Raw genomic sequence first — 16,003 nt, 5'->3', positions numbered from 1 at the left:
ACCCTGTAAAACAAAAAGAGACGCCTCAACAGCGTCTCTTTCGTTTTCATCTCTTATCTCTAGAGCTAAACCGCTTTCAGTTCTCTTTGATCCAGCGCTTCCGGCGCGTCCGTGCCGATGGCTTTGTTCCAGTCGCCGGCGTTCTTGATGCCGAGTTTCTCCGGGTCAAAGGTCGGGTCGAGGCCCGCTTTGCGCTGGGCCATGTAATCTTGCAGGGTGCGTAAGGCGGGCTTGCGCAGCAGGATGATGGCGACCACGTTCAGCCAGGCCATGATGCCCACGCCGATATCGCCCAGCATCCAGGCCGATTCCGCTGTCTTTACCGAGCCGTAGAAGGTGGCGGCGAGTATAAAGAAACGAAGTGCCCAGAGCATCCATTTTTTGTTTTTGGTGTTCAGGTAGCTCAGGTTGGTTTCGGCGATGTAGTAGTAGGCCATGATGGTGGTGAAGGCGAAGAAAAACAGGGAGATGGCGATAAAGCCGCTACCCAGCGCGGGGAAGTGGGAGCTAACCGCCAACTGCGTATACTCTGGCCCGAACGGCACACCTGGCAGGTTCTCCACTATAAAGCCGCCCTCCGGATTCACTACATTATATTGCCCTGTAAAAAGGATCATGAACGCCGTAGCAGTGCACACAAAAAGCGTATCTACATACACAGAGAATGCCTGCACCAGGCCCTGCTTGGCAGGATGGCTTACCTCGGCCGCGGCTGCTGCATGTGGGGCAGTGCCCTGGCCTGCTTCGTTTGAGTAGATGCCACGCTTCACGCCCCACGAAATGGCCATGCCGAACACGCCGGCAAAAGCGGGCTCCAGGTCAAAGGCGGAGCTGATGATCAGGCTGAGCACGGCGGGGACTTCCGAAAAATTCATCAAAATGATGACCACAGACATCAGGATGTAAGCACCGGCCATAAACGGCACCACCACCTGTGCCACGTTGCCGATGCGCTTCACGCCCCCTACAATAATAAGGGCAAGCAGCAAGGTTACGGCACCACCCGTGTACGCCACCGGTACCTGGAAGGCATTGCTGATCCCGGAGGCGATGCTGTTGCTCTGCACGCCCGGCAGGAACAGGGCCATGCTGATAATGGTCGCTACAGCAAACACAACAGCGTACCATTTTACGCCAAGCCCTTTCTCGATGTAGAAGGCAGGGCCACCTCTGTACTGGCCATCCTTTACCTGCTTGTAGATCTGGCCCAGTGTGGCTTCTATAAAGGCCGAAGAACTGCCCAGGAAGGCGATCGCCCACATCCAGAACACGGCGCCCGGTCCGCCCATCGCGATGGCAGTGGCAACGCCGGCAATGTTACCGGTGCCAACGCGGCCGGCAATGGCCACGGTAAAAGCCTGAAAAGAACTGATGCCTTTGTTGGAGGATTGCCCCCGGAAGAGCAGGCGCAGCATTTCGCCGATATAGCGAACCTGCAGGAATTTTGTGACAACGGAGAAGTAGACACCTGCCCCAAGGCAAAGTATGATGAGGGCATTGCTCCAAACGATGTCGTTCACTGAACTGATAAGGTTTTCCATGAGAGAGTGGCAGGGGTAAAATCTTGTAAAGTTTAGTTTAACAGCCTGTTATGGGAGAATTACAGGTTTTGAGCTGTTTAAATTAAACAGAATATCCGAAAAGTGTATCCTTTATCTCAAGGTTATTGATCGGGACGTAGACAGTTTTGAATGGGAATGGCCGCGTGCAGGTGTAAAATAAGTCGCTCGTGATGAGGGATGTAGCAAATTAAAAGGGAGCCCAAGCCAAAGCCAGGACTCCCTTCCGAAAATCAAAAATAACCGTGGGGATTAGCAGACCATACAAAGGGTATAAGCACATTCACTCCTGGCACCCTATCCTAACGCTCCAACCGGAAGAACTTTCTGGAGATAGGGATCAGCATGGCGCCTGCCAGGGCGAAGGTGACGAAAGCGAACTTGAGGTTGAAGGCGTGGGCCAGGTAGCCGATGAGTGGCGGGCCCATGAGCATCCCCACGATGCCGAAGGTCACGATCATGGAGATGGCGATGCCAGGCGAGTACTTTTTGGAGGCGCCCGCCAGTGTGTACGTCATCGGTATAACCGAGGCGGTGCCGAAGCCCACCAGTGAGAAGCCGACCATGGCCGGCCAGAAACTCGGGAACAGAATGGCCAGTGCTATACCTGAGAAAATAAGGCTGGCACTGAGCACGTAGGTTTTTTCCATCCCGATCTGCTCGATGACCCGATCTGAAACGAACCGCGATAGCGCCATAAAGGACATAAAAATAAGATAGCCTGCGGTAAAGACCTCTTCGCCTACCACCTGCTGGAAGTAAATGCCACTCCAGTCGAACATGCCGCCTTCGCAAACGGCCGCAAAGAACACAAGCAGCCCCAGGTATAGGATGTACGGATCGGGCTTGCCGAACGTGAGCTTATTGCCAGTCGTGGAGCGGTCGTTGCGCAGCAGGTAGGGGAAGGCGCCCAGCACAAGCAGCGTCGTGATGATGGAGACGGCCACCAGATGCGGCACGATGGATATGCCAAGCGAAACCAGCAGGGTGGTCACGCCGACGCCCACAATGCCGCCCGTGCTCCAGAGACCGTGGAAGGCGCCGTTTATTTTGCGGTCGTAGAGTTTCTGCAGCGTAATGGCCTGGGTATTGATCGCGATGTTGAATACCCGCATGCTCAGCGAGAACAGGAACAGGGCCACGACCAGGGCAAACGGTGTGGCGGCTATCCCGATCAGCGAGAGCGAAGCGGCATTCAGAACCATGGCCACAATCAGGGGATAACGGCTGTCGAACCTGGTGACCAGCCAGCTAGATAAGGGCAAGCCGATCAGCGAGCTCACCGGCATGGTCAGCAGGATGCTGCCCAGTTCGGCCTCGTTCAGTTGAAGCTTGGACACAATGGTGGGAATGCGGGATGCCCAGCTCGCAAAGTTGAAGCCGGAAAGAAGGAAAAAAAGGCTAAGCGAAAGCCGGTTCGTAGTGATAGAATGCATTGCGGAAAAATAAAGACGCAAGTTGCTAAAAAGTAAAGCCTTTCAATACGTTTATGCTTTCTTTTCATGGGAGGCCATGTGCAAATTCAGTTTTTTTTCGTGCAGAGCAGATTCGTCTGCCAGGCTGAGCGTCTGATGAGCCTGGTCAGTCTCAATGCTTAAACGACCGGGGCTTTGGGAGGAGGAAGCTATACCTGCACAGGGGTTTGGAATGGCCAGTCCGAAATGCAAGACATTAACAAAACCTGTCAGGAAAGAGTACATGTTATTGTTGGCAGGAGAATGCAACACCTTCCGGCACCGATTCGCTTAAGCAACCTTACCTCACAGAAAAAAACAATAGAAGGATGATTCAGAAAACCTACCTAAAGACCAAAGACCAGTGCAAAGTGAAGTTTACGATGAGCCTGGCCGATGCGGAAAGAGTGGAAATACGGGGGCTAAATGGCGACTGGGACACGCCGATCCAGATGACCAGGAAAAAGGGCGGCATATTTGAGAGTGTGCTGACACTTCCGCGCCATACGCAGCACGAATTCAAATACCTGGTAGACGGCACCGAATGGCGCAACGATCAGGAGGCGGACGGAGAGGCCCCCAACGAGTATGGCGGCACCAACTCCCTGCTGGTCTTGTAATTGACGTTTCTTTAAGGCAGCAGCTTGATCTAATTGCTTATACCGGAGATGTAGGAGGCTATTTCCTCCTCCTTTTCCTGCATGTGCCCGTAGGCGAACTTCTGTAGCACATCGCAGGCAACTTTGTCCAGCACACCGAAAATACGCGCCTCACTGATCACTTCCTGGTTCCAGTCAGAGGCGATGACCATAATGGCCTGCCCGTTGTAGGGCGTGAGGTCCAGCAGGTCGGCGGTGAGGTTGGGTGAGGGCCACTTGCCGGCTGCCAGGCTGTACGTGCCCGCCTCCCAGCGGGGAGGGCTCTGCTTCAGGTCCGGCAAAGGTTTGAAATAGCCATTCTCCACAGGCCCTATAAACAAAACGTTCGCTTTGTTCAGCGTAGTCGGAACAAGCGTTTGGGGGTGGGGCAATACGGTGCCGGCTTCTTCCAGCTTTTCTTCAGCGTCATTCATACCTATACTTACTATCCGGAAAGGCAGAGGGTTTTCCGGCAGAGCTGCGGTAGTGCCTATACCTGATTAGGTGATAAAAATTTACTCCGCTGCTGTGCGAAGCGGTAGGCAACGAACCGGTCATCAGTTAAATCGCGTGCAGTACAACAGTGGTCAATTGTAGAGCTGTTCCCCTATGACAGCGTCTGCTTGAATCACTATGTTCCGTAATCCATTGTCCTTTGTCACAAATTCCTTTGTCAAAAAGGTCGCCCGGAGAAAAAGCAGGAGTGCCATCGCGTAGTTTGCAGCCGGTCTAAACGTAGAGCGAGCTCACCAGGTCTTTATACCTTTCCAGAATAACCCGGCGCTTGAGCTTGAGGGTGGGGGTGAGCTCCCCGTTTTCGATGGACCACTCGGCAGGTATAAGCGCGAACTTCTTCACCTGTTCTACCGGGTTGAACTCCACGTTGTACTGGTTCACTGCCTGTTTGATCAGTTTCCATACCTCCTGGTCTTCCAGCACGGCCTTGTTGCCTGGGTAGGATTTGCCCTGGGTGTCGTACCACTCGCGCAGCTTGTTGAAAGCCGGCACGATCAGGGCGCCCACGAACTTCTGCATCTCGCCCACCACCATGATCTGCTCGATCCAGTTGCTCTCCACCATCTTGTTCTCGATCGGCTGCGGGGCCACGTACTTGCCACCGCTCGTTTTGAAAAGCTCTTTCTTGCGGTCCGTTATTTTCAGGAATTTGCCGTCGATCATCGTGCCGATGTCGCCGGTATGCAACCAGCCGTCCCGGTCAATGACCTCGGCCGTCAGGTCCGGACGACGGTAGTAGCCCATCATCACGTTCGGCCCTTTGCACAGGATCTCGCCGTCCCCGGCAATCTTCACTTCCACACTTTTAAGCAGCGGACCCACGGTGCCGAACATACGGTTGTGTTCCGGGTAGCGGTTACCGCTGATAATTGGGGAGGCCTCGGTCAGGCCGTAGCCCTCCTGTATGACGATACCGGCAGCGGTGAAGATGCGGAGCAGGCGCACCTGGCAGGCAGCTGCCCCCGTGATGATGGCTTTCACTTCGTCACCCAGCGCCTGCCGCCACTTGCTGAACACCAGGCGGTCGGCCAGGGCCAGCTGCATCCGGTAGGCCAGCGGCATCGGCTTATTGATTTCAAAGCGCTCGGCCAGTTCCAGTGCCCAGAAGAAGATTCTCTTTTTGCTACCGGTGAGTTCGGAGCCTTTGGCCACAATACCCTCGTATACCTTCTCGAGCAGGCGCGGCACTGTGGTGAACATGGTCGGCTTCACTTCGCGCAGGTTGGCGGCGATGGTTTCCATCCCTTCGGCATAGTAGATCGACACGCCGCAGTAGAAGTAACAGTAGGTGGCCATGCGCTCGAAGGCGTGGTTGAGCGGCAGAAAACTGATGGCCTTTTTGCGGTACACACCGATCTCCTGGATGATGAGCGCACTGTCGAACATGTTGCTCAGGATATTGTTGTGTGAGAGCATCACGCCTTTGGGTGTTCCGGTGGTGCCGGAGGTATAGAGGATGGTGGCCAGTTCGTGCTCGCCCACGGCATCGCGCAGCAGCTCCACCTGCTGCAAGGTATAGGGAGAAGGTTCGGCCAAGAGTTCTTTCCAGTGGGGGGCGTCCTCCACCGCCTTGAAGGTATAGACGGCCTCTAACGCAGGGAGCGCGTCCTGCATGCCCAGTATCTTGCGGTAAAGTACTTCGTTCCCCACAAAGGCCAGTTTCACGGCGGCGTCCTGCAGCACAAACTCCATTTCGCTGTTGTTGATGGTGGGGTAGATGGGTACCGAAATGGCGCCGATCTGCTGGATGGCCATGTCCACCAGCATCCACTCGGGGCAGTTGGGGCTGATGATGGCGATCTTGTCGCGGCCCTCGGCGGTGCCGTCGCCTTTGGTGATGCCGAGCCCAAGCAGGGCGGCGCTGATGCGGTTCACCTTGTCCTGCACATCGCGGGTGCTATACCTGATCCACGCATCGTCTTCCTTGGCGGCCAGCATGTCTTCCAGCGGAAAGTTCTTCAGTTGCCAGTCAATGCAATCGAACAGGCGGCTGGGCTTTGCCGCCTGTGCTGTTCCTTCGTTTTTTTCCACGAATCTCTGTCTTAAATCTATACCTATACAGCAGTACTGCGTCAGTAGCTTCTGTGTTGCCAGAGGCTATACCCGCCGCTACTCCCACCACTGCGATTTTGGAATGCTTCTATTCAGGATGATGGGCTCCCCGATGCGCGGTGTGGTCGTGGGCACGTTCAGCTCCCTTGCCTTTTTCGTCACGCGCTCAATCGGGTCGGTCCAGGAGTGCATGGCCAGCGTAAAGGCGCCCCAGTGGATCGGCATCATCAGTTTTCCTTTCAGGTCGAGGTGGGCCTGCACGGTTTCCTCCGGCATCATGTGGATGCTCTGCCAGAGTTCGTTGTACTGCCCGCACTCGAGCAGGGTGATGTCGAAGGGGCCATACCTTTCGCCAATTTCCTTGAAGCCGTCGAAATAGCCCGTGTCGCCGCTGAAGAAGATTTTTTCGTTTTTGCCCTGTATCACCCAGGAGGTCCAGAGGGTCTTCATACGATCAGAAATGCCGCGTCCGGAGAAGTGCCGGGCCGGGGTAGCGACAAATGTTATACCTGCCAGCTCGGCCTCGTCCCACCAGTCCAGCTCCGTGATCTTTTCGGCCGGAATGTCCCAGCGCTCCAGGTGCGCGCCCACGCCCAGCGCCACATAAAAGTGACCGGTCTTTTCTGCCAGTTTTTTGATGGAGCCGTAGTCGAGGTGGTCGTAGTGGTCGTGCGAGATGAGCACTGCATCGATGAAGGGCAGGTCTTCAATGGTGATGGGCAGCTCGTCGGTAAAACGCTTCGGACCCAGGAAACTGAGCGGTGAGGCCCGCTCGCCCAGCATGGGGTCGACGAGCAGGCGCTTGCCGTCCAGCTCGATCAGAAAGGTGGAGTGGCCGAACCAGGTGAGCACCGTGGCGGTGTCCTGCGCCGAGGCGAGTCTACCCGGATCCAGCTTCTCCACTGGCAACTGCCAGTCAGGCGCCTGGTTCTCCGTTTTGTCGAAGAGGCGGGAGTTGATCATTTTGACAATGCCCCCGAAGCCCATGTCCATGTTGGTCGGCACCGGGTTGTGAAAGATGCCGTCTTCGTAGTTAGGTGAGGCCTGCATGAGCTTCAGTCGTTCGCCTTTGGCCTCGCCGCCGAACTGGGGGGAGAGGTGCATAAAGCTACAGCCGGCAGCACCGGAAATCAAGAGCAGGGAAAGTAAAGCGTAGGACGTGATTTTTTTGAGCGTCATGGGCCAAAAATACACATTCTTTTGCTCTGTGAAGGTGGAGGGCAGCAAAAAGCCCTGTTTGCTTTCAGCCGGAGAGGCTTTGCAAACAGGGCTTGTGCCTATAATCGCGAAGTCAGGTTAATTGGAAGAAAGCTGCGTAACGCCCAGGTGACCAAAGTGCGTGGCCAGGGCCATAAAGACAGAAGAAATTACAACGCCAATGCTTATGGCCAGGAAAGCCTTTCTACGCTCAATCTTGAAGATGTTGGCGGCAATGGTACCCATATAGGCGCCTGTGCCGGGCAGCGGGATCATCACAAACACCATCAGCCCCCAGAAACCATGCTTTTGCACATTGTCACCGGCCAGTTTCTTCGCTCGCTTTGATAAGAAAACCACCCCTCTTTTGTAGGCCCTGAACGGCCAGAACTTCTGGCTAAAGGTATCGATCAGCCACATGAAAAGTGGGAACACCAGTGTATTGGCCACAGTGCCAACCAGGAAGGCCAGAATAAAATGCACATTATTTAAAATGGCGTATGGTATGCCTGCCCGCGCTTCTCCGAAAGGGGAGATACTCAAAAGAAAGGTATAAAGAAGCGTTTCAAACATATGGATATTAAAAATAAGCTAAGCTACTAGTCAAAAGTCTGCAAATATAACGGCAAAACCAGTGGTTATACATCAGTGCAGTATGCGATAGCTGAAAATAATTCAGCCACCGGCTTTACGGACCGTCCAACCACCGTGTTGCTAACAGAGTGATCTACAATATAATTCAACGTGATTTGGTAGTTTTTTGATATAGTGATTTGCTAATTATAAATATGATCTTGGACGTATATAGCGTTTTGACATGCTAAACCGATCAGCAAAGGCTTTTAAAAGACATTTCAGGTGGCGGGGCAATGTTTCAGAGCCTAGTCCAAAGAAGCCTTAATATTTGTTTTAGTTGTATTATTTTTATTTGATAAAATGATTAAAATTGCACGTATACCTATAAACAAACACAGGTGCAAAAGTTCTGGACTTTGCACCTGTGTTTGTTTATACTGTCAAAGCTCACACATAAGGTGTGGGCTGGCAATATTTGGCTTATAGCGGACGCTGCGGAGGGAGCGGGGTTACGTTTACCTCTTCCACAATCTCCACGACTTCCACCATCTCCGGTCTGGTATTCGCCTGTTTATACCGGTCGCCGTTCATGCTCGTGCGCTTCTTGCCCATTAGCGCCAGCGCGGCGGCACCTGCGGCAGCCACCACAGCGCCTGCTATGACCGGGTTGGTCACCGCGCGGGTATAGAGGCTGGTCGGCATGGTGTCCTTGATGCGGCCGTGTATGCGGCCGCCCTCCCCCGGCTGGTGCAGGGTTCCCTCGCGGTGGCGGGCCGGCTCGTCGAGCAGTTGCTGATCGGTCATCAGTTTTTCGCTGGAAAGGTCCATCAGACCCGGGGCCAGTTTGTTGGTCAGGCTCATGAGCTTGCCTCCGCCGCCCACCATGATGTCGCGTTTCTGATGGGTGGCGGCATACAGAATGGCGTTGGCCACTTCCTCAGGCTCGTATACTGGTGGCGGAAGCGTCAGCTTGCGGTCGGTATAGTTCTTGGCGTGGTCGGGGTAGGGGGTGTTGATGGCGGCCGGTTTGATCAGGGTAACCGATACAGGCGCCCCTTCTTCTTCCAGTTCGATGCGCAGGGCATCCGTAAAGCCCTTCACGGCGTGCTTGGTGGCGCTGTACATCCCCTGCATGGGGATGGCAGTGTCGGAGAGTACACTGCCGAGGTTGATGATGGCGCCGCCCCGGTTGCGCAGGTGCATGGCCGCCATCTGCGAGCCGTATACCAGTCCCCAGAAGTTGGTGTCGAAGAGGCGGCGGTTATCTTCGTCGCTCACCTCCAGCAGGCGTCCGTAAATGGATACGCCGGCGTCATTCACCCAGGTGTCGAAGCCCCCGAAGTGGGAGAGGGCCGCATCGGCGATGCGTTGCACGTCCTGCTGCCGACCTACATCGGCCCCAACGGCAATGGCCTGTCCGCCCTTGTCGTTTATTTCCTGGGCTATTTCCTGCAGGGCCTGCTCGTTGCGGGCTGCCAGCACCAGGCGTGCGCCCTTTTCGGCGGCGGCAAAGGCTGTGGCCAGTCCAATGCCGCTCGATGCCCCGGTAATCACGATTACCTGGTCTTTCAATGGTTTAAGTTTGATCGTCATAGTTGTAAATTGTTATATCAGTAATAAATGCTACCTTCATAAGGTACGGCCTCAGGCGGCGCATGTTGGGCTGCGTGCCAGCCGGCACAAAAATCGCTGCCCTTTGAAATGAATTGCCGCAGAGTTTGTTACAGGTATAGCTTACCACATGATAGCCCCTAAAATGACCGAAGAAGAGTTCGACGCCACGTTCACCTATACCTTAGATGTGCTGCTGGCCACCATGGCGGAGGAGCCTGAGATTGACCCTGAGAAGTTTTACAGCATGGCCTGCGTGCTCGAAAATCTGCGGTTTTTCAGTCCTGTTCTCTACGGCGCTTTGCGGGGTAAAGAGGACTAAGGCGGGGCTATGTGGAAGAATCCGCAACGCCAGACCGCAACACAGCGTATGCGGGTACATACATGTAAACAACCCTATGTTTCTCTCATATATTTTTCAGGATTGGAACGCAAACAAGGGAAACCTGAAAGGCCGCCTTGTGATGCTGATGTTCCGCATTGCCTACCCTGCCCGCCTCAACACTTTTTTCCGCATTATCTGGCTGCCTTACCTGATGTTCTACAAAATACTGGTAGAGTGGTTTATGGGTATCGAGTTGCCCCACTGGACCAAAGTGGGTAAGAATTTCTTCCTGGGCCACGGGCAGGCGCTGGTCGTAAACGGCTGCTCCGTGATCGGCGAGAACTGCTTTTTCCGCCACTCCACCACGCTGGGCAATATCCGCCGCGAGGACGGCAGTTACACGGGTTCCCCCATCATCGGCAATAATGTGGAGCTGGGCTCCAACGTGTGCATCATCGGCGAGGTGCGCGTCGGGAACAATGTGCGCATCGGGGCGGGGTCGGTCGTGGTGAAGGACATACCCGATAACTGCGTGGCGGTAGGTAACCCGGCCCGCGTCATCAAGCGCCTCGACCAGCCAGCCGTAGCGAGTGAACCAAGCGCTACCCTGCAGGCGCAGGAGGTATAGCCTGGCCCGTCCAACCCGGTCGATTGACCTTGAACAGATTTTTTCCCCTATATTAGCCAATTGCTAACAATGTTTTATATCAAAGGCTGAACCCTCTCTTATACCTTACTCACCTTACCTAAGCAGCTTTTTTGAATGGACATAAACTTAAAACCAGTTACTGCTACCGCAGCAGGTATAGACACCAGCGGCGAAGAGCAGTACCGGATTCTTATTGACAGCATCACGGACTATGCAATTTTTCTGCTCGATGCCGAAGGCCACATCATCACCTGGAACACCGGTGCCAGGCAGATCAAGGGCTATGAGGAGCAGGAGATCCTGGGCAAGCATTTTTCGATCTTCTATACCCAAAAGGATATTGATACAAACTACCCGGCGCAGGAGCTGACCAAAGCAATTGCTGAGGGCAAGTACGAAGAGGAGGGCTGGCGCGTGAAAAAGGACGGCTCCGTTTTCTGGGCCAACGTGGTCATCACACCCGTGTATGACAAAGACCGGCAGCTGGTTGCCTTCTCAAAAATAACCCGCGACCTGTCGGTGCGCAAAAAAGCCGAAGATGACCTGTACCGGGCCTTTGAGGAGCTGAAAGAGAGCGAAGAGCGCTTTCGCCTGCTCATAGAAGGGGTAACCGATTACGCCATCTTCATGCTGGACCCTGCCGGTAACGTGGCGACCTGGAACAATGGTGCCCGCCGCATGAACGGCTATGAGGCGCACGAGATCATCGGGAAGTATTTTGCCCGGTTCTACAGCCAGGAGCTGATCGCTGAGGGTTTTCCGGATTATGAACTCAAGCAGGCCAAAGCGCATGGCCGCTTCGAGGACAATGGCTGGCGTTACCGCAAAGACGGTTCTGCCTTCTGGGCCAATACGGTGATCACCTCCATTTACAATTCCAAAAAAGAGCTGATCGGCTTTTCAAAGATCACGCGCGACCTTACGGATAAACTGAAAATGGAGCAGCAGCTTTTCCTCACCAACGAAGAGCTGCGGGAAAGCGAGGAAAAAAGCCGCCTCATGATCGACAGCGTGAAGGACTACGCCATCCTGATGCTGAATCCGGAGGGAATCGTGATGAGCTGGAACGAAGGCGCCGAGCGCATCAAAGGCTACAAACCGAAAGAGATTATCGGGCGCCATTTCTCCACGTTTTACAACCGGGAGTCCATCGCGAACGGGTTTCCGCAGTACGAGCTCAAGAAGGCGCAGGAGATGGGCCGCTTCGAAGACGAAGGCTGGCGAATTCGCAAAGACGGCACCGCTTTCTGGGCCAACGTGGTGATCACGCCGATCTATAACAGCAAAAAGCGCCTGCTGGGCTTCTCCAAAGTAACCCGGGACCTGACAGAGCGGCGGCGCAACGAGGAGCTGATGCACAAAAACAGTGAGCTGATCAAGATCAACAACGAGCTCGACAATTTTGTGTACGCCGCCTCCCACGACCTGAAAGCACCGATCACCAACCTGGAAGGCCTGCTGCAGGCGCTCCGGGAAGACCTGGGGGACAACCTGGCGCAACATGAAGTGCTGTTAAACTACATGGGCAGCGCACTCGGCACGCTCAAAAACGTGATCGCCGATCTGTCGGACGTCACCAGGCTGAACCATGAGCTGGAATCGCCGGAGGATGTGCAGATACGGGACATGATGGAGGACATCAAGATCAGTTTGCAGCCCTATATCGAGCATACCGGCGCCGTGGTGGAGTGCACCGACATGGAGTTTAACACGCTGCGCTATGCCCGCAAGAATCTCCGGAGCATCCTGTTCAACCTGGTTTCCAACGCCATCAAGTACGCTGACCCCGATCGAAGCCCGGTGGTCAGCATCAGCACGGCCATTACAAAGGAAGGGGTATACGAACTCTCTGTGCAGGACAACGGCCTTGGCCTTGCTCCGAGTCAGATCGGTAAGATCTTCTCGCTGTTCAAGCGTGCGCACGATCATGTGGAGGGCACGGGCATAGGGCTGTACCTGGTGAAGCGCATACTTGACAACGCCGGCGACAGCATCGCGGTGGAGAGCGAAGTAGGCGTAGGCTCCAGGTTTATCGTCAGCTTCCACCAGAAAAAGGACTGATCGCAGTACTCCTATACTTTCAGTATAGTAGGTATAGGAGTGCTTCGGGAAATTATGAAACGGTATGGCTGGAAGCCGCGCCGCCAGGTATGGCGTAGGGGCCATGCCGCCTTTTGGTAACATGGTCCGCACACCCATAATCAATGTTCATTATAAAAGTACCGCATGCTAGATAGCACAGTTCCCACTCAGGGGAATCAGTCTGACCAAGCCGTCCCCTTCCAGCAATTGCTGGAAGCACAGAGTGGCCTGATCTTGCTTATTTCGCCTCACCTGACCCTGATAGGTGCCTCAGATGCTTATTTGCGTGAGGCGTTTTTAACCCGTGAGCACATCATGGGCAGGCATCTCTTCGACGTTTTTCCGGACAACCCTAATACGCCCGAACTCACTTCTTCGGCAAGCCTGCGAGCATCCATCGAGCGGGCGATCGCTACCCGTAAACCCGACAAAATGGATGTCATGCGCTACGACATTCAGGACCCCGGCAAGGCAGGGGGATTTTTTGAACGGTACTGGACCTCTACAAACACACCTGTTTACAATAGCCAGGGCGAACTCGTTTGTATTCTGCATGAAACAAAAAACATTTCGGACGACCTGAAAACAAAGGCACAACTCGAAGAGAGCCGTGTGAAAGAGCAGGCCGCGCTAGCCCAGGCAGAGCAACAGCGCCTTCGCTTGGATCGCTTTTTTGACCAGGCACCGGCGGCCTGTGCCATGCTCGAGGGACCAACCTTCATCTACAGGGTAATCAACAGTTCCTATTACCAGCTTTTTCCGGGTCGTGAACTGCTGGACCTGCCCCTGTTCGAGGCTTTGCCGGAGCTGAGGCACCAGCCGGTCTATGACATCATCCACGAGGTATACAAAACAGGCGTCACCTACGAAGGGAAGGAAGTGCTGATACCGGTGGCGCGCTACGAAGGGCAGCCTGCCGAGGACATCTACTGGAATTTTATCTACCAGGCCCTGCTCGACGCGGAAGGGAAGGTAAATGGCATCCTGATCTTTGCGCTGGATGTGACAGCGTTCGTGGCGGCGCGCCAGCAGGTGGAGTCGAGTGCCGCATCGCTTCATAGCATGAATCTGGGCCTGGAAGAAGTGATAAAACGCCGCACCTTCGAACTGGAGCAGGCGCAGGCGGAGGCTGAGCGGCAGAGCAAACGTTTACAAAGCCTCTTTATGAGTGCGCCGGCCGCCATCTGTATTCTCAACGGGTCTGACCTGGTATACGAGCTGGTTAACCCGGCCTATGCCGCGTTTTTCCCCGAGCGGCAACTGCTCGGCAAACCTATACTTAAGGCCCTGCCCGAAATAGAAGGCAACCCGGTTTACAAAACGTTTCGGGATGTGTACGAAACGGGCCGCACCCACGAAGAGAAGGAAATGTACATTCCGTTTGCGCGGCCTGACGGCGAAATGGAAGACAGGTACTTCCGCTACATACTGCAGGCCCGCTACAACGAACAGAACCAGATCGACGGCGTGGTGGTATTCGCGCTGGAAGTGACGGAGCAGGTACAGGCACGCAAAGCAGTGGAAGCAAGCGAACAGCAGCTGCAAAAGGCCAACAAGGAGTTTGGCATTGCCAATCAGCAACTCATCTACATCAACAAAGACCTCGATAACTTCATCTACACGGCCTCGCACGACCTAAAGGCGCCTATCTCGAACATCGAAATGCTGATGAGCGAACTGTTATTCGAACTTTCGGAGGGAAGCCTCGCCAATCCAGAGGTCAGAAGAATATTTAACATGATCCAGGGCTCCGTGTTCAGATTCAGGAAGACGATCGCCAGCCTGACCGAAATCTCAAAGCTGCAGAAGGAAGAGCTGAACAGGCAGGAGCATGTGGTGGTGACGGAAGTTGTGAGGGAAGTAGAGCTGGACCTGGAGAAGATGATCGCCGAATACGGTGCCCAGATCGAGACGGACGTTGCCGACTGCGCGACCATGGCCTTTTCAGAGAAAAACCTGCGCAGCATTCTGTACAACCTGTTGTCGAACGGCATTAAGTACAGTCATCCGGACAGAAAGCCGCAGGTAAAGGTGAGTTGCGGACAGGTGAACGGATTTCAGGTGCTGCAGGTGAAGGACAATGGCCTGGGGCTGGCTCCCGCACAGAAAAACAAACTCTTTACCATGTTTAAGCGTTTCCACGACCATGTGGAAGGCTCCGGGGTGGGCCTGTATATGGTGAAAAGGATCGTGGAGAACGCAGGTGGCAGGATAGAAGTGGAGAGTGAGCTGGGCGTCGGCACAACCTTCAGCGTATACTTTAGTAAGTAGGGCTGGCACCGGCCTACTTGTTCCTGGCTCACAGTCGAAAGCCATCGCGCCAGGTATAGGATTCATTTAAATGCGTATGTATGCTGGATATCGTCATTGAAGCCCGTAAAGCTTCGCTTGCTCCCGGAATGGATGTGCGGCGCATTCTGCCTTTTCGGCTGCGCCGCATGGTAGGTCCTTTCATTTTCATGGACCACGCCGGTCCCGTGGAGGTGCAGCCACCGCTCATCCACGACATGGACGTGCTGCCGCACCCGCACATCGGCCTGTCCACGGTCAGCTATCTTTTCGGCGGGCAGGTGACCCACCGCGACAGCCTGGGCGTGGAGCAGATCATAAGGCCGGGCGAGGTGAACTGGATGACGGCCGGCAGCGGCATTGCGCACTCCGAGCGCTTCGAAGACCCCGCCACCCTGGCCGGCGGCGAACTGGAGATGATACAAACCTGGGTGGCACTACCCGAGAAAGATGAAGAAGCCGCCCCTGCATTTGAAAACTACCAGCCCGGACAGTTACCCATCTTTACCGAGACCGGCGTGTGGATGCGCCTGATAGCCGGGAATGCCTACGGGCTGCGAAACGACGTGAAAACCCATTCCCCTTTGTTTTATCTGCACGTGGCGCTGGAAAAAGGCGCCCGCTTTGGTCTGCCGAAAGAGCACGCCGAGCGTGGAATTTATGTGGCGAAAGGCAGCATCGAGGTCGCGCACAAAACCTATACCGTCGGGCAGATGCTGGTGTTCAGCAAAGGCGCCGACCCGCTGATACTGGCGAAAGAACCTGCCACGCTGATGCTGCTGGGCGGAGAGCCGCTGGGCGAGCGCTTTATCTGGTGGAACTTCGTGTCATCGCGCAAGGAACGCATAGAGCAGGCGAAAGCCGACTGGAAAGAAGGACGCATCCTGCTGCCGCCAAACGATAACCTGGAATACGTGCCGCTCCCCGCCGACCGTTCCAAACCCGCAGGCGGAGGCCCGGCACCGCAGGCGCTGTCTTAAGGTATAGCAGGTATAGTGCCTGCCATACCTGACGTACTGAATTGTTCGGGCACTCCGCACAAGGCGCCACCAGCC

14 protein-coding genes are annotated in these 16,003 nt (G+C 54.9%); 6 read left to right on the top strand and 8 right to left on the bottom strand.

Features of this window, described 5'->3' with window-relative positions; all coding sequences use genetic code 11:
• Nucleotides 1-65: 65 nt before the first annotated feature.
• From IEV97_RS02640 to IEV97_RS02630, 3 genes are all read right to left on the bottom strand, one after another.
• A complete protein-coding gene (locus IEV97_RS02640) occupies nucleotides 66-1,541 on the bottom strand; it encodes an alanine/glycine:cation symporter family protein (protein ID WP_188499944.1) in 1,476 nt (491 codons plus the stop codon).
• Between the two features lie 320 nt (nucleotides 1,542-1,861).
• Nucleotides 1,862-2,995, bottom strand: coding sequence for an MFS transporter (locus IEV97_RS02635; protein WP_188499943.1), 1,134 nt, complete (start codon nucleotides 2,993-2,995; stop codon nucleotides 1,862-1,864).
• A gap of 51 nt (nucleotides 2,996-3,046) precedes the next feature.
• On the bottom strand, nucleotides 3,047-3,259 hold the full coding sequence (locus tag IEV97_RS02630) for a hypothetical protein (protein WP_188499942.1): 213 nt from the start codon (nucleotides 3,257-3,259) through the stop codon (nucleotides 3,047-3,049).
• An 83-nt stretch (nucleotides 3,260-3,342) separates the two neighbouring features.
• Between IEV97_RS02630 and IEV97_RS02625 the strand changes: the two genes are divergently transcribed.
• Nucleotides 3,343-3,633: an isoamylase early set domain-containing protein gene (locus IEV97_RS02625; protein WP_188499941.1), complete on the top strand. Its 291-nt coding sequence runs from the start codon at nucleotides 3,343-3,345 to the stop codon at nucleotides 3,631-3,633.
• Nucleotides 3,634-3,662: 29 nt separating this feature from the next.
• On the opposite strand, the gene IEV97_RS02620 is transcribed toward IEV97_RS02625, so the two are convergent.
• The 5 genes from IEV97_RS02620 to IEV97_RS02600 form a co-directional block, all read right to left on the bottom strand.
• Nucleotides 3,663-4,085 (bottom strand): hypothetical protein, encoded by a 423-nt coding sequence (locus IEV97_RS02620; protein ID WP_188499940.1) that lies wholly within the window; start codon nucleotides 4,083-4,085, stop codon nucleotides 3,663-3,665.
• A gap of 295 nt (nucleotides 4,086-4,380) precedes the next feature.
• Nucleotides 4,381-6,198: an AMP-dependent synthetase/ligase gene (locus IEV97_RS02615; RefSeq protein WP_229733756.1), complete on the bottom strand. Its 1,818-nt coding sequence runs from the start codon at nucleotides 6,196-6,198 to the stop codon at nucleotides 4,381-4,383.
• Nucleotides 6,199-6,276: 78 nt separating this feature from the next.
• On the bottom strand, nucleotides 6,277-7,398 hold the full coding sequence (locus IEV97_RS02610; RefSeq protein WP_188499939.1) for an MBL fold metallo-hydrolase: 1,122 nt from the start codon (nucleotides 7,396-7,398) through the stop codon (nucleotides 6,277-6,279).
• A 117-nt stretch (nucleotides 7,399-7,515) separates the two neighbouring features.
• Nucleotides 7,516-7,989: a COG2426 family protein gene (locus IEV97_RS02605; protein ID WP_188499938.1), complete on the bottom strand. Its 474-nt coding sequence runs from the start codon at nucleotides 7,987-7,989 to the stop codon at nucleotides 7,516-7,518.
• A gap of 483 nt (nucleotides 7,990-8,472) precedes the next feature.
• Nucleotides 8,473-9,585: an SDR family oxidoreductase gene (locus IEV97_RS02600; RefSeq protein ID WP_188499937.1), complete on the bottom strand. Its 1,113-nt coding sequence runs from the start codon at nucleotides 9,583-9,585 to the stop codon at nucleotides 8,473-8,475.
• A gap of 148 nt (nucleotides 9,586-9,733) precedes the next feature.
• Between IEV97_RS02600 and IEV97_RS02595 the strand changes: the two genes are divergently transcribed.
• From IEV97_RS02595 to IEV97_RS02575, 5 genes are all read left to right on the top strand, one after another.
• Nucleotides 9,734-9,925, top strand: coding sequence for a hypothetical protein (locus IEV97_RS02595; RefSeq protein WP_188499936.1), 192 nt, complete (start codon nucleotides 9,734-9,736; stop codon nucleotides 9,923-9,925).
• Nucleotides 9,926-10,001: 76 nt separating this feature from the next.
• Nucleotides 10,002-10,556 carry a serine acetyltransferase gene (locus tag IEV97_RS02590; RefSeq protein ID WP_188499935.1) on the top strand — a complete coding sequence of 185 codons (555 nt, stop codon included), beginning with the start codon at nucleotides 10,002-10,004 and terminating at the stop codon, nucleotides 10,554-10,556.
• Nucleotides 10,557-10,691: 135 nt separating this feature from the next.
• A complete protein-coding gene (locus IEV97_RS02585; protein ID WP_188499934.1) occupies nucleotides 10,692-12,638 on the top strand; it encodes a PAS domain-containing sensor histidine kinase in 1,947 nt (648 codons plus the stop codon).
• Nucleotides 12,639-12,803: 165 nt separating this feature from the next.
• Entirely contained in the window at nucleotides 12,804-14,930 is a 2,127-nt protein-coding gene (locus tag IEV97_RS02580) for a PAS domain-containing sensor histidine kinase (RefSeq protein WP_188499933.1), read from the top strand.
• Between the two features lie 80 nt (nucleotides 14,931-15,010).
• Nucleotides 15,011-15,928 carry a pirin family protein gene (locus tag IEV97_RS02575; RefSeq protein WP_188499932.1) on the top strand — a complete coding sequence of 306 codons (918 nt, stop codon included), beginning with the start codon at nucleotides 15,011-15,013 and terminating at the stop codon, nucleotides 15,926-15,928.
• Nucleotides 15,929-16,003 lie beyond the last annotated feature (75 nt).

Source organism: Pontibacter amylolyticus, from assembly GCF_014638845.1.
Lineage (GTDB): Bacteria > Bacteroidota > Bacteroidia > Cytophagales > Hymenobacteraceae > Pontibacter > Pontibacter amylolyticus.
Note: the sequence above shows the minus strand (reverse complement) of the source record. Positions and strands in the feature narration are given on the sequence as shown.